The organism is Roseovarius aestuariivivens (genome assembly GCF_004761875.1).
Taxonomy (GTDB): Bacteria; Pseudomonadota; Alphaproteobacteria; order Rhodobacterales; family Rhodobacteraceae; genus Roseovarius; species Roseovarius aestuariivivens.
Window position 1 is genome coordinate 163,143 of sequence record NZ_SJEY01000002.1, and the last position, 14,188, is coordinate 177,330.

At 58.8% G+C, this 14,188-nt stretch carries 11 protein-coding genes; 7 read left to right on the forward strand and 4 right to left on the reverse strand.

Annotated features, from left to right (window positions below):
- The first annotated feature begins 2 nt into the window (after positions 1-2).
- Positions 3-1,400 (forward strand): LPS-assembly protein LptD, encoded by a 1,398-nt coding sequence (locus EZV60_RS04195; RefSeq protein ID WP_135502472.1) that lies wholly within the window; start codon positions 3-5, stop codon positions 1,398-1,400.
- Between the two features lie 82 nt (positions 1,401-1,482).
- Complete coding sequence (locus EZV60_RS04200) at positions 1,483-2,112, forward strand: rhomboid family intramembrane serine protease (RefSeq protein WP_245306203.1); 630 nt, start codon at positions 1,483-1,485, stop codon at positions 2,110-2,112.
- 86 nt (positions 2,113-2,198) lie between these two features.
- On the opposite strand, the gene EZV60_RS04205 is transcribed toward EZV60_RS04200, so the two are convergent.
- The 3 genes from EZV60_RS04205 to EZV60_RS04215 all read right to left on the reverse strand — a co-directional run bounded on the left by EZV60_RS04205 (position 2,199) and on the right by EZV60_RS04215 (position 6,806).
- Positions 2,199-3,590 carry an efflux transporter outer membrane subunit gene (locus EZV60_RS04205; protein WP_167853465.1) on the reverse strand — a complete coding sequence of 464 codons (1,392 nt, stop codon included), beginning with the start codon at positions 3,588-3,590 and terminating at the stop codon, positions 2,199-2,201.
- A 172-nt stretch (positions 3,591-3,762) separates the two neighbouring features.
- A complete protein-coding gene (locus EZV60_RS04210; RefSeq protein ID WP_135502478.1) occupies positions 3,763-5,073 on the reverse strand; it encodes an HlyD family type I secretion periplasmic adaptor subunit in 1,311 nt (436 codons plus the stop codon).
- Positions 5,073-6,806: a type I secretion system permease/ATPase gene (locus tag EZV60_RS04215; protein ID WP_135502480.1), complete on the reverse strand. Its 1,734-nt coding sequence runs from the start codon at positions 6,804-6,806 to the stop codon at positions 5,073-5,075. The genes EZV60_RS04210 and EZV60_RS04215 overlap by 1 nt, the downstream gene beginning before the upstream one ends.
- Positions 6,807-7,198: 392 nt before the next feature.
- On the opposite strand from EZV60_RS04215, the gene EZV60_RS04220 reads away from it, so the two are divergent.
- From EZV60_RS04220 to EZV60_RS04240, 5 genes are read left to right on the forward strand one after another with little or no spacing between them, the layout of a single operon-like run.
- A complete protein-coding gene (locus EZV60_RS04220) occupies positions 7,199-8,182 on the forward strand; it encodes a glycosyltransferase family 2 protein (protein WP_167853466.1) in 984 nt (327 codons plus the stop codon).
- Between the two features lie 3 nt (positions 8,183-8,185).
- On the forward strand, positions 8,186-9,163 hold the full coding sequence (locus EZV60_RS04225; RefSeq protein WP_135502484.1) for a glycosyltransferase family 2 protein: 978 nt from the start codon (positions 8,186-8,188) through the stop codon (positions 9,161-9,163).
- Positions 9,164-9,166: 3 nt separating this feature from the next.
- Complete coding sequence (locus tag EZV60_RS04230) at positions 9,167-10,108, forward strand: glycosyltransferase (RefSeq protein ID WP_135502486.1); 942 nt, start codon at positions 9,167-9,169, stop codon at positions 10,106-10,108.
- Between the two features lie 19 nt (positions 10,109-10,127).
- On the forward strand, positions 10,128-11,411 hold the full coding sequence (locus tag EZV60_RS04235; protein WP_245306205.1) for a glycosyltransferase family 4 protein: 1,284 nt from the start codon (positions 10,128-10,130) through the stop codon (positions 11,409-11,411).
- A complete protein-coding gene (locus tag EZV60_RS04240) occupies positions 11,395-12,177 on the forward strand; it encodes a WecB/TagA/CpsF family glycosyltransferase (RefSeq protein WP_135502488.1) in 783 nt (260 codons plus the stop codon). Before EZV60_RS04235 ends, EZV60_RS04240 begins: the two co-directional genes overlap by 17 nt.
- Positions 12,178-12,530: 353 nt before the next feature.
- Here the strand turns inward: EZV60_RS04240 and EZV60_RS04245 are convergent, their stop codons facing one another.
- Positions 12,531-14,060 (reverse strand): O-antigen ligase family protein, encoded by a 1,530-nt coding sequence (locus EZV60_RS04245; RefSeq protein ID WP_135502490.1) that lies wholly within the window; start codon positions 14,058-14,060, stop codon positions 12,531-12,533.
- Positions 14,061-14,188 lie beyond the last annotated feature (128 nt).

Genomic DNA, 14,188 nt, shown 5'->3' on the forward strand with positions numbered 1-14,188 from the left:
TCGTGAAAAAATGGCTTGCCGTTCCGGCGGCAATCTCAGGAATACTGGCGGTGGTCACCCACCCTCTCCTCGCGCAGGAAGACGGGGGCCTGAGCGCGACGCTGGATATCAGCCAGCGGTTCGAGAGCACAAGCAATCTTGGGCTTGACGTGCCAAGCAATGGCACGACCAGCCTTGCGACTACATCCTTGGGGTTCAACCTGACCTCTCGAACCAGCACTCAAAGGCTATCGCTGTCGGCGAGAGGCGTTTTCCGAGAGGGAGATTTTCCAGCCGGGTCGGACATTTCGACCGGTTTCGCCGATCCGCGCGTGTCGCTTCGCTATGCCCGCGAAAGCTATAACGCCGCGTTTAATTTCTCCGGCAGCTTCCAGCAGACAGACGTGGATTTTGCCCGCTCATTGACCGATTTCGTCAATGAGGACGGCGAGCTTGAGCTTCCCGAGGATTTCGAGGATCTGCAGGGGACAGGTCAGCGCAACAGATTCAGCTTTTCGACCAGCTTGGATACGGGGCGGGACGCGCCCCTTGGGGTAACCTTCAGCGCCGGGGTCAGTGGCACGCGATACAGCAATGTCTCCGCCAACAGCTTGACCGACACGACACGCACCCGCCTTGGCGTCACGACACGGCTGCGGTTCAATCCGTCGACCACGGGTCGTGTCGCGCTGAAATTCGACCGCTTCGATGATGACGACGCGCTCAATACCCAGCGGGACACTTATTCTATCAACTTCGGCGTCTCCAACACGCTGGCCAACGCCACGGTCGTGGATGCCGAATTGGGATATGTGAATATCGAGACGCGGGACACCAACGGCAACGAAACAGACGCCGGCGTCATCGGTCGGATCGGAGTCAGCCGCGACTTGCTGAACGGCAGCGCCAACGCCTCTATCGCGACGAGCCGCGATCAGGCGGGCAACCGTATTACCTTGCAGGGCGGTCGCAGCTTTGACCTGCCGAGCGGCTCCCTTTCCGCAAGCCTTGGCCTGACGAGTTTCGAAGGTGACAGTCCGGACGTGGTCGGTTCGCTGAACTGGCGGCATGTCCTGCCCAGCAGCACGCTTTCGGCGCGCATCAATCGCAGGGTATCCACCAACAAGGACGATGAAGAGCGGATCGCGACCAGCGCAACATTCAGCTTTACGCAGCAGATCAACACCGTTTCCAGCGTCGCTTTGAGCGCGGACTATGGTCTGTCAGAAGATACCGCGGCATCCACCAGCACTTCGTTGACCGGGGTGACCATCAGCTACAACCGAGCCTTGACTGAAAAATGGGGATATAACGTGGGCGTCACCCACCGCCTGCGCGACGAAACGGGCGTTGGCACAGCGGACTCGACCTCGGTTTTCTTCGGTTTGAACGGCAGCATCGACCTGCTGAACCGCCGCTGACTGGGCCGTTCGGCGGCTTGTCAAATCTGGTTGAACCTGCTCTTTCGCCGGCATGATGTCGAATGCCCTCGATCTTTTGCGCATGCCTTGGCCACTGGCCCTTCTGGTGTTGGCGAGTGTCCTGCCCGAGCTCGCGCTGCAGGGGGCAGATATGGGCTTGTGGGGCAGCGCCCGCTGGCGGCCTTTTGCATACGAACATTTCGCCTTTTGGAGCGGGCTTTTAGGGGGCTGGATCCCGAACTACGCCGCCCAGCCCTGGCTGATGTTCCTGTCCTACGCCTTCCTGCATGCGGGGTTTGGGCATCTTTTGGTCAACATGATCACGCTTGTCTCCGTCGGTCGAGCCGAGATCGACCGCGTGGGTGTCTGGCGCTTTGTGATCATATACATTGCCTCGGCACTTGGCGGGGCGGTGGGCTTTGAACTCCTCACGAGCAAGCTTCAGCCGATGGTCGGGGCTTCGGGCGCGCTTTTTGGTCTGGTGGGCGCCTGGGTGGTCTGGGACATCTGCGATGTCATGCGCGAACGCCCCGCTCTGAGCACGCTGGCCTGGGCCATTTTGTGGCCTGTCGTGCTGCTCAGCGGGCTGAACCTGCTCATGTACTGGGCGGCGTCGGGCAACCTCGCTTGGGAAACGCATCTCGGCGGCTGCCTGGCGGGCGCGCTACTAGCCCCTTTCATGATGCGCAAACCGCCTGCGTCGCAAGTCTGAGACTGCGGCCCGACGCCTTTGCACCTTACCGACTTTAAGCTACCGCCGAGACCGCCTGTTAAGCACCAGTCCAGCGAGCTGTGTCGCTAACCTTCGTCGAGATCGGTGTTTTTCATGGCGGTTTCATTTCCGCTGACCGGGGCTTGCGCAAGAAGTGGATGGCCCTGCCCCAACGCGACGTGCAGCGCAACATAGGCGCGGCCCACATCGCGCGTGGTCTGGGCCAGCGCATTGCGGGACGCGGAGAGCGCCCGTTCTCGATCAAGCACATCGAGCACGGTGATCCCGCCTCCCGACACGACAAGATCGCGCGACAGCGCAAGGGATTTCCGATCAAGCTCGACCTGTTCGCGGGCGGCGTCACGAGCGGCCAGCGCGGAGCTTAGCAAGATCTGCGCGTTCTCAACCTCTTCCACCGCCTGCAATACGGCCACGCGCCATTGCAAATAGGCCTGCTGAACCTGGGACTCGGCAATATCCACGGACGCGGCCAAAGCGGGCTGTTCGAACACCGGCACGACGAGCCCCGCAAGAAAGGACTCGGTTGTCCCGCCACCGCCAAAGGGGGCAGATATCAGACCAGACAGGCGAAGGCTCGGATAGCGCGCCGCCTCGGCTGCGCTTACATCCGACAGGGCGGCGGCATAGAGCCTTTCCGCCCGCCGGATATCTGGCCGGGCGCGCAGGAGGTCGGCGGGTACGCCGATATCGGCCACCCGGTCAGGGATCGGTTGTGCGCCCTTATAGCCAAGATCGAGCGATAACGCCCCTACCGGCGTTCCCAGAAGGGTCGATAGCCGGTTGCGGGTCTGCACGATGCTGGCCTCTACCTGCGGGATCGCCGCGCGGGTCTCGGCCAGCAGCGATTGGGCACGCAGAAGATCGAGCCGGGTCGCTTCGCCGGCGGCAAGCTGTGTGCGGATATCTTCCAGCGTGCGCCGACGCGACGCGAGATCCCGCTGCCGAAGCTGTCGGCTGCTCTGAAAAAAGCGCAGGTCGACATAGGCCTGTCCGACCTCGGATAGCACCGCGCGGCGGGCTTCCACTTCGTTGAACCTTGCCGCCTCCAGCCGGTCTCGCGCCGCGCGTGCTCGGTGCCGGGTTTCGCCCGCCAAGTTAAACTGCGCCGACAGGCCGGTATCAAAGCTGTTCGATCCGCCGGACGTCGCGCGATAATCGCCGGTCGCTGTACCGCTTGCCGGAACACCGTCGCGGCGGGCGGCCGCCGCAGCTTCCGCGATGCGCGCCTGGGCCTGGGCCAGGCTCAGATTGCCGTTCAAGCCATGCGTGATCAGTTGGTCCAGAACCGGATCACCGAAACTGCGCCACCACTCGACGTCTTCGCGCGTCGGTGTGCGCACCGGTGCCATGCGCGCATACCGGTCGGGCAAATCGATCTCGGGCGCGCGGAAGGGCAAATCCGCATCGCTGCAGCCCGCCAAAAGAGCGGCGGACAAACATATGGAGATAAGGCGCATGAAATGCACTGCTCTTCTCTGCCTCTTCGGGGGTCCTGCCGCATCTGACGGCGGCATGTGACGCACCACGTTCCGTTAAACCTATCACAGCCGCGCAGGTTTTTGGCAAGTTTAGCGCTGAAATGGCCCGGGCGCGTGCCAGGCTGTGGCATTCCTGCCGCCCCGCCCTGATCTATTCGCGGAACGCCTTGCCGAGGAACCCCATCATCGGCTGCACCAGATAGGCCAACGGAGAGCGTTCGCCGGTCTGGATGAACGCCTCGACCGGCATGCCGGGCAAAAGTCTTTCGTTGCCCAACTTGTCCAGTTCCCGCTCGAACGGCATGATTTCGGCGGAGAAATAGTTCATGCCCGTGGCTTCATCCTGCACGGCATCGGCAGACACCCGGATCACTTGGCCGCGCAGCTCGGGGACCTTCTTTTGATCGAAGGCCGGGAACCGAAGCGCAGCCTCTTGCCCGACATAGACATCGTTCACGTGGATCGGCTGTACCCGGCTTGAAACGACAAGCGCCTGGTCCTGCGGGACGATGTAAAGAAGGGGCTCTGCGGCGCGCACCACCGATTGCTCTGCAAAGACCTGAAGATTGTAGATCAGGCCCGACACCGGCGCCCGGATATCCAGCCGCGACAGCGTGTCTTCGAGATCGAGCTTTCGCTCGGCCAGTTCGATTTCGCGAAACTGGAGGTCGCGCAGCGTGCTGACAGCCTCTTCGCGTCGGCGGGTCTTCAGTTGCAGCAGCGCGATTTCGTTGCTGGCCTGCTGTCCGCGCAGCTCGGCCATCTGGGCGTCCAGCTGACCGATCTGACCCAGAATGTTGGCCTCTTCCCGCTTCAACTCGTTTACGCGCGATGCCTGGGTGAGCTGGTTGTCGAGCAGGCGTGACTGGCTTTCCAGATCATCCCCCACCAGATCGGCCTGCGTGCGCAATGCCGCAAGCTGAGACTGCAGGCCTGCGATGCGCTCGCCGACCTGCTTGTTCTGCTCTTCAAGCAGCTGCGCCTCTTGCTGCAGCGCCTCGCGGCGTGCCTCGAAAAGCGTGCGCTCGCCCTTGACGATGCTGGCGACATCGCTGTCGCTGACTGCTTGACGCAACAGTTCTTCTGGGAACTCCGGCGTCGGCGCGCCGTCGCGTTCGGCCACGAGCCGCGCCTTGCGGGCCGCGATCTCGCGCAATTGACCCTCGATGATTGTCAGTTCCGATCTCTGGCGGCGGCCATCCAGCTGAATGAGCACATCACCTTTCTCGACCGTATCGCTTTCCCGCACGAGCACCGCCCCCACGACACCGCCATCCGGATGCTGAACGACCTGACGGTTCGATTCGACCTTGACCATGCCAGACGCGACGACGGCACCGGCCAGCCGCGCGGTCACACTCCAGAGACCGAGCCCGCCCACCAACAAAACGAGAGCGACAACCCCGGCCATCAGCGGGCCAGTCCCTTTCCACGGGGGCAACGGATCCTGCGCGGCGCCCATCAGAACGACACCCGGCTTTTCATCGTCTGGCGCAACGGTTCGACATTCTTCAGCTTCTCCGCCATGACCTCGTCTCGCGGACCAAAGGCTGTGGCGACGCCCTTTTCCACGACCATGAGCAGATCGCAAACCGCGATGGCCGCAGGGCGGTGGGTCATCACCATCACCGCCCGGCCAGATTCCTTGATGGACCTGACCGTCCGGTTGAGCGCATCCGAGCCTTCGGCATCCAGCATCGAATTCGGCTCATCGAGAATCAGAATCACCGGATCGCCGTAGAGCGCACGCGCGAGTGCGATACGCTGCCGCTGTCCGCCGGAAAGCTGATTTTCATTGCCGTCGAGGAAGGTGTTGTAGCCTTCGGGTAGCTGCATGATCATGTCATGCGCATTGGCCTGCTTCGCCGCCTTGACCACCATTTCCGAACTCGGCTGCAGCTCCATCCGCGCGATATTCTCGGCCACCGTGCCGGCAAAAAGCGACACCGCTTGTGGCAGGTACCCCACATGTTGACCGAGCTTTTCCGGGCTGTACTGGTCCAGCGTCGCACCGCCGAGCCGAACCTCGCCCGCCGCCAGTGGCCAGTAGCCCGACAGCGCGCGCGCCATGGTCGATTTGCCCGAGCCGCTGCGGCCGATCACGCCCAGCGCCTCACCGGGGCGCAATTCGAAGCTGACATTGCGCAGCGTCGGCTTTTTCTGGCCCGGCGGAATGATCGTCATTCCTTTGGCCGTCAGACGCGCCTCGGGCACGGGAAGGTCCGTCAGTTCGGGCAGTTGCGGCACCTGACGAAGGAAGGCCCCCAACGACTGCCAGCCGGAACGCGCCCGCTGGAACACGGGCCAGTTGCCCATGGACTGTTCGATGGGCGCCAGGGCGCGGCCCAGAAGAATGGAGCCCGCGATCATGGAACCCGGGGTCAATTGCCCCCGGATCACCAGAAACGCGCCAGCCCCCAGCATGGCCGACTGCAAGAGCAGCCGGAAGGATTTGGTGAACGAGGTAAATGTCCCGCTCCAGTCATTGGCCGCGATGTTCTGCTCCAGCGCCGCGTTGCGCATCCGCACGTAGCGCCGCCGCATATGTCCCGACATTCCTTGGCTCAGCGCGATTTCGCTTCCGCTACGCACCTGGTCGGCAAAGCTTTGGGCCCTTTGCGACGCGGCCTGCCCGCGCCTCACGCGATCACCGGTCAACCGCTGGTTGGCAAGGGCGACCGCCACGAGGATGACCCCGCCCGCCACCGCAAGCCAGCCCAGCATCGGGTGGAAGATGAAAATCGCCGCGATAAAGATCGGCGTCCAGGGCATGTCGAAAAGCGCCAGAAGAACCGGCGACACGAAAAGCGACTGCACCGAGTCAAGGTCGCGCAGAGCGGCGGTAGCGGCGGCATGTTCCCGAGGATTGGCCGAGCGATGCAACGTGGCTTCGAACAAGCGGCCATCGAGCGCCGTCTGGAAGCGCGCACCGACCCGGGCCATGATCCGTCCGCGCGCGTAATCCAGAACGGCCATCAGGAGGTAAAGCGCCCCTACGAGGATCGACAGCGCAGTCAACGTTTCCAGCGAACCGGAGGCGAGCACGCGGTCGTAGACCTGCAGCATGTAGAGCGGACCGGTCAGCATCAGCAAGTTGACGAAGATCGAGAAAACAAACGCCCAGATGATAAGCGCCATGCCGCGCCGCCGGGCGGCATAAAGCTCGGGAAAACCAGCTTGAACCGGGCCTGTCATGCTTTTGTTTTCTTTCTCGTTGAATGCTCTGCGACTACAACTCTAATTGTACCGGAAAAGGAAACAAAGTGTTATGAGCGCCACAAAGTGATGCGGCTTGATGAGTAGCCTGCTTAGTCGGCCCTTAGCTGCACTAATCAAGCCTGGCGCTGGTCCGCAAGCTGAAATGCCAGATCTTAGTCAGCAAGCCGCAGGGTATGGGCTTCGCACGACCTAAGCACGGTCCACGCACTTTTTGATATATCAAAACGCTACATCCCTTACGGCAAGACACATGAACCGCCTATCGTGGCAAGTTTTCCTCTGCGCCCACGGTTTTTGAAATTCGAGCTTCAAAATGAGGTCGGATTTATGCCGTATTCGCACGGTGTTTTCTGTTTAAGATGAAGACCATGAAACGAATTGCCACGATCACGGTCAACTATCGAACCGCAGACCTCACGCTGGAGGCCGTCGAGAGCCTGATCAGTTCTGAAAGTGACCGCCTTTCGGTGCATGTACACGTCGTGGACAATGCATCTCCTGGGGATGATGGTGACCTTATCGAGACCGCGGTCGCGGAATACGGATGGCTGGAAACCGTGGAATTACACCGGGAAAAAACCAATCATGGGTTCGGTCGAGGCAATAATGTGGTTTTGAAGAAACTCGCCGCGTTGAAGACCAGGCCCGAGTACATTTTTTTCCTGAATCCGGATGCCAGGGTCGAACAAGATACACTCGAAGTTCTCAGCCGTTTCCTGGATTGCCACCCCGAGGCCGCCGTGGCCGGGGCAAGCATCTTTGAGCCCCGGACCGATCATGAAGCTGTCGCGGCCTTCCGCTTTCCGAGTTTGCTGACCGAGTTCATCAGCTCGCTTCAGTTCGGTCCGGTCTCAAGAGCTTTTCCAAGTGGCCTTATTGCACTCGGCACAGAGTTGCCGACTATGCAAGTTGACTGGGTTTCCGGCGCGGCCTTCATGGCCCGGTTCGACGCCTTGGAAAAGGTAGGCTTCTTCGAAGATGCGTTTTTCCTGTATTACGAAGAAGTCGACTTGATGCGTAAACTGCGCAACGCAGGATGGCAGACCTGGCACGTATCCGAGGCGCACGTCTTTCACTCCGCTGGAAGTGCAACCGGGGTTGGCCGGGACGAGAGCGAACAGGCCAGTAGATTGCCCGATTACTGGTACGAGTCCTGGCGGATCTACATGCTGAGACACCACGGCGCGCCATATACATTTGCCTGCGGCACGCTCAAGATTCTGGGATGGCTGCTGAATTCCGGAATTCGCGGTTTGCAGGGAAAACGCTCGGAAGCGCCCCGCCGCTTCCTGCGCGATCTCTGGTCAATCGGCCTCAAACCCCTGGTCTTACCTGGACATGGGAAAACCTGAGACATGATCGGCGAATACCGGATCGGCGCAGTCGTCATAGGCCGCAATGAGGGCGAAAGGCTCTGGCGGTGTCTGGACGCCTTCCCGGACAGTATCGATTGCCTTGTTTATGTCGATTCCGGATCCACCGATAACAGCACTCAAATTGCCGGTGACAAAGGGGCCATCGTCGTTCCGCTCGATACGTCACGCCCCTTTACTGCAGCCCGCGCTCGGAACACCGGCGCGCGCATTCTGCGCGAGCAAGGGGCCTTTGACCTTATCCAGTTCGTTGATGGAGATTGCGAGCTTCGGGACGGCTGGGTCGCGGCCGCCGTTGATTTTCTTGACCATAACCCGAGAGCTGCGGCCGTTTGCGGCCGGCTGCGCGAAAGGTTTCCCGAGCGATCGATCTACAATGCCTTATGTGATCGCGAATGGGACACCGAACCTGGGCAGACCAAGGCATGCGGCGGCATCGCGATGTATCGCGCATCCGCATTTCACGAGGCGAATGGGTTTGATGACACGCTCATTGCCGGTGAAGAACCGGAGCTTTGCTTCCGTCTGCGCGCGGAAGACTGGCAAATCTGGAGGCTGGATCCTGAAATGGCATGGCACGATGCCGCCATGACGCGGTTTTCGCAATGGTGGAAACGGGCGCGCCGCGGCGGATACGCTTTTGCGCAGGGCGCGCATATGCATGGCACATCGCCGGAACGGTTCTGGGTACGGGAGACAAGGCGAGCTTTTGTCTGGGGTCTCGGTCTTCCACTTGTCCTTGTGGCGCTGTCTGTCTCGATTTCACCTTTCTTCTGGGCAGGTTTTCTTTTTTATACGCTTCAGTTTTTACGCCTGGCATGGCGCCATCGTCATGACAAAAGCCCGTTCCTGTTCGCCGCCTTCATGATTATCGGGAAGTTCGCCGAGGCCGCCGGCGTTGTTGAATTCTGGTGGAAAACCCTCAAAGGTGCACAGCCTCAAATCATCGAGTACAAATAGCCTATGGTATCCGAGAGTGTTCCACGCAACTTGAACGAGGTCGGACCGCCCACGATTTCAATCGTGGTGCCCACGTTCAAAAGGGTTCATGCCTTGGAAACCCTTCTGGCGGCCCTGGTCGAACAGGTCGAAACCTCTGCTCACGGTGAATTCGTTGAAATCGTGGTCGTCGACAACTGCCCGAATGCATCGGCGCGGAAGGTAGTCGAGGACGGCTGGCCAGCCGCGCGCTACGTCCATGAACCGTCTGCCGGTGTTGTTTCAGCGCGCAACCGTGGCATCCGTGAAACGACAGAGGAATATATTCTCTTCATAGACGACGATGAGTTGCCCTGCCCGGACTGGCTGAACCGTTTTTACGCTTTGGCGGAAACGCGTACCGCTGCGGCGTTCGGCCCGGTTGAGCCATGCTTCGAAACCGAGCCGCCGAAGTACCTACGCCCTGCACTGGAACGGCTTTTCAGCCGGAGGCTTGCTGTGGAGGATGGCGAAGACGTTTCCAGATACCGCGCCTCGCTGGGAACTGGAAACTCGATGTTCCAAAGAGACACGTGTTTTGACGACGACACCCCGTTCAATGCCGAGTTCGAAAATGGCGGCGAGGATGTTTTCCTTCTGCGCGAACTGGTTCTGAAGAAATCTGTCAAACTCACATGGTGCATGCATGCCAGTGTAAAAGAGTTCGTTCCAACCGAAAGAATGTCGAAAGACTATGTCAGGCGTCGCGTTTTCAACAACGGCCGTCTTCGCTGTCGTGTGGAACGCGGCTCTGACGGTTTCCACAGCCTCGGCAAGGTCGCGTTCTGGATGGCGATTGGTTTGGCACAGTTTGGCGTTTACGGCGGTCTTGCCATTTTACTTTGGCCAGTCCGAACTGATCTATCGACCGATTTCGAGTTACGAAGCGCCGGCGGCCTTGGTAAAGTGCTGTGGTGGCGTAGCTAGAGCAAAAAAACCCTCGTTCATGGCAAAGTTTTGCCATCTGGTTTGTTTAACAAATTTTCTAAATTCGAGTTTTCTGATGCGCATCGGCTACCTGACCAACACATACCCGGCAACCAGTTCGACCTTTATCCGCCGCGAGATACACGCGCTCGAGGATGAGGGGTGCGTCGTCAAACGCTATGCGGTGCGGCAATGGTCTCAGAATCTCGTCGATCAGGATGACATCAGTGAGAAAGACCAGACGCAGTATTTGCTGGACGGTCGCAAAATTCAGGTCGTTTCAGGTTTTTTTCCTGAAATTCTGAGAAATCCCGCGGGAATACTGCGCGCGGCCGGCACCCTGCTCAGGCTGATCCGCAACAAGGGCGGGGGCTTGATCCATCACGCGGCGTATTTTCTGGAAGCGATCCGTCTCAAACGGTTGGCATCCGCAGATCGCGTCGAACATATCCACGTGCATTTCTCTACAAACGCGACCGCGGTTGCCCTTCTTTGTCGCCATCTGGGGGGTCCGACGTTCAGTTTCACAGCGCATGGTCCAGACGAGTTCTTGGACGTGGCTGGCAATTCACTGGCACTGAAAACTCGCGAGTCTCAATTCGTCGTCGCGATTTCCAACTTCTGCCGGGTCCAGATCGCTTTGGCTGCCGGGGTTGAGGCATGGAACAAGATACACATTGTTGGATGCGGGATAGATACCGATGAATTCGCGCTCAGCTCTCATCCCTTCGCACAGGATGCCCCATTCGTCGTGATTGGCCGGCTTTGCCCTCAGAAGGCACAGGTCCATATCGTTCGCGCCCTAGCCGATGTTGTGAAGACGCATCCCGATGTCAGGATCGTCATGATCGGCGACGGCGAAAGCCGGCAGGATGTCGAAGCAGAAATTGCACGTCACGCTCTGCAGGACAACATCACCCTGCTTGGATGGCAGGACAGCGCCACGGTACGCGCTCATCTTTCAAAAGCCCGGGCACTGCTGCTGCCAAGCTTTGCCGAGGGCCTGCCAGTCTGCATCATGGAGTCCCTGTCGCTTGGCCGTCCTGTCATCTCTACGTATATCGCCGGCATACCGGAACTTGTCGATCCGGAGTGTGGATGGCTAATTCCCGCAGGCGCGCCGGACAAAATCGGCGAAGCCATATGCGCGGCGTTGGACACGTCCGCCGAGCGACTATCCGAAATGGGGCAAGAAGGGCGGCGACGTGTTATCGAACGCCACAACGTCTTTGCCAACGCTCGGCGTATTCGTCAGCTTTTCCACGACGTGAACCACGGGACAAAGCATGACACGGCAACCTGAGGATTTGACAGTCGCGGGCGAGAACGAAAGCTTCTTGAACCTCGTGAACACGTCCACGCAAGACGCGCTTCTTGCGGATGTGAAAAGATGCCTTGAGGAGAAGACCGGGTTCACGATCGCCACGTTGAACCTTGATCATATCGTCAAACTACGTCGCGATGCCGATTTTCGTGCGGCATACAGGCGTCATTCCCACGTTGTTGCCGACGGCAACCCGATCGTGTGGCTGCGCTACCTCATGGGGCGGCCTGTCGAACTTGTACCCGGTTCCGACCTCATCCTGCCCCTTGCCCGGCTTGCACAGGAAACAGGCACGCCAGTCGCCCTGATCGGCTCGACAGAGGAAACTTTGGCACAAGCCGCCGCCAAGCTTGAGGCAACTGTGCCGGGGCTTCGTATTGTCACGCAGATCTCTCCTGAATTCGGTTTTGACGTCACGGGCAGCCAAGCGGACGATCTTTTGCAACAGCTGAAATATAGCGATGCGCGATTGGTCTTTCTTGCCTTTGGGGCACCCAAGCAGGAAATTCTGGCAGCGCGCGGTGCAACGATTCTGCAAGATCGCGGGTTCGTGTCTATTGGTGCCGGACTTGATTTCATCGCCGGCGGACAACGCCGCGCTCCTGAATGGATGCGGCGGTTCGCGCTGGAATGGCTGTGGCGGGTTCTCTCTAATCCAAGACGTCTGCTCAAGCGGTACGCCGAATGTTTTGCGATCCTGCCTTCGCTTGTCGTCTTGGCCGTGCGATCGCGTCTGCACCGGTAATCACGCGCTCTGACCGTTTCGCTCAGCCCCTGCCCTTTTATCGCCATTATTCGACGTATACTCGGCAAATCCAAATTTGGTCGGTGAGATCAGAGGTCAAAGATGCTGAGCGGGAACGAAGGAAGTCAAAAACTGCCCGATGACCTGAAAGGCACGCGGCAGGCGCTTTTTTTTCTTCTGAAGTCGAAACCACCCAAGACGCTGGAAAGTACAAAACCGGCGCGCCTTCCCATGGCCAAGCACGCATACGCGCGCCGGCAGACCCCGGACATGACTGTCGTGAAGTGGCGCACCATCATGGAAGCGGACGATTTTCAGTTCCTGGACTGAGACGCCTTTCGCTCTGAAACCGATTAGCCACGCACCCGTGGACGTCTATGATGCAGTTTTGCGGCTTCGCCGAGACCAAGCTGATCCGCGGATACCCGCCCCCTTCCCTCTTGAGAAGTCGGAAGGGGCGTCTTGGCTCTCTCGGGCGCCCTCTTGGTCTCTTTCCGCGGTGCCGTCTGATACAATCCCATCACGGCCCCGGACATCAGCATGAAAAGCGGCCCAATGCTTGCGTTGGGCAAAAGGTCGAGCAGGTTCATTGTATAAATCAGGACCAATGCAGAAGATACCAAAGGGATATCCAGCTTTTTTCGCCTTGCCGCCAACATGATGACCGGGAACGACAACAGGCCGAACTGTGCGATAAAACCCAGCCAACCATACTGGCCGATCGTCAGGATCCAGTAACCGTCTGTGAGGGAAATATCCTTACCCCAATCCGAGTAAACCCGGTTTCTTCCATAAGTTCCCCAACCGGCAAGAGGGCGTTCCATGGCTTTTTCGAGAAGCCGGTCCTCGTTCTGCAAGCGCACATTCAGCGATCTGGCCCGAGCTGGATCGATGGTCTCGACAAAGGCGTGAATTCGGTCAACGGGAACCAACTCGTTGCTGCGCAGGATCGGATAGCTGAAGACCAATGCCGAAACAATCGCGGCGAATAGAAGTTGCGCCCAGCCCCTCAAAAACAAAAGGACGGGCCCGAACATCAAGGTCAGCATGAACGCGCCGAGAGATTTACTTAGAAACAGAACGCCGAAAATCCAAATCGCGAACAGGAGCCACCTTAAACGGTACTGCGTCGTCGACGCACATCGATAGAGTGCGAGCGAGGCAAGCGTCGCCACCGCGAAGAAAATCGCAAGGATCAGGCCATGATTCAGAAAGACCAGTGGCCTGAACCCACCATCACGAACATGCTGAGCAAAGGAGTGAGGGAAGAAACCGTAGATCGTGCGGTTCAACTGCGGGCTCATGCGAATTTCGTACAATGCGAGCAGCGTGTAGAACAAAGCCACAATCACGATTGCCTTGAGCAGGATACGGTGCGCTTCCTCGGTGGCCAGAAAACGCCTGCCAAGAAAGAACGGCAAGAAAAGCATGAGTAACGTTGAGTTAATAGAAAACGCGTCATAGGTGGAAAGAGACCTGAAGACACGCCCACCGATCACAAACGTATCGTTGTTTTGCATGGCGGTCAGAAACGGTGACGTGAATAGTAAGAGTAGCGCGGAATAAAAAAATATCTGGCCGCGTTGGATATGAAATTCTGGGACCTGATTTTCTGCCTGAATTCCCCTTGATCGTGACAGTGCTTTCTTTCGCGTCTTCATCTTTGCCGCTGTCAGCAAGCACATGACTCCGGCACTTATAACCAGGATGAAATCCTTGTTGATCGGCGGAATTACCGGAAAGTCAAAGCTCGGAGCCAGCGGCAGAACGAGGTATCCAACGACAAACGAATAGGCCAGAGCCTTTTCCAAAGAAAGGCGCATAAACATAACGATGACAACAAACGGCCATGCGAAAAGGGCTATGTAGGCGAGGGGTGTCATCGTCGTGTTTTCTTTTCCCTCAATTTCGTATGATCCCAAAAGCTACCGCGTAGCGACTATCGTTTTGCATGACGTTGAAAAGACCTTTTGGCCTTCATGTCCTCAAGGCCTTACATGATCTTGGTGTC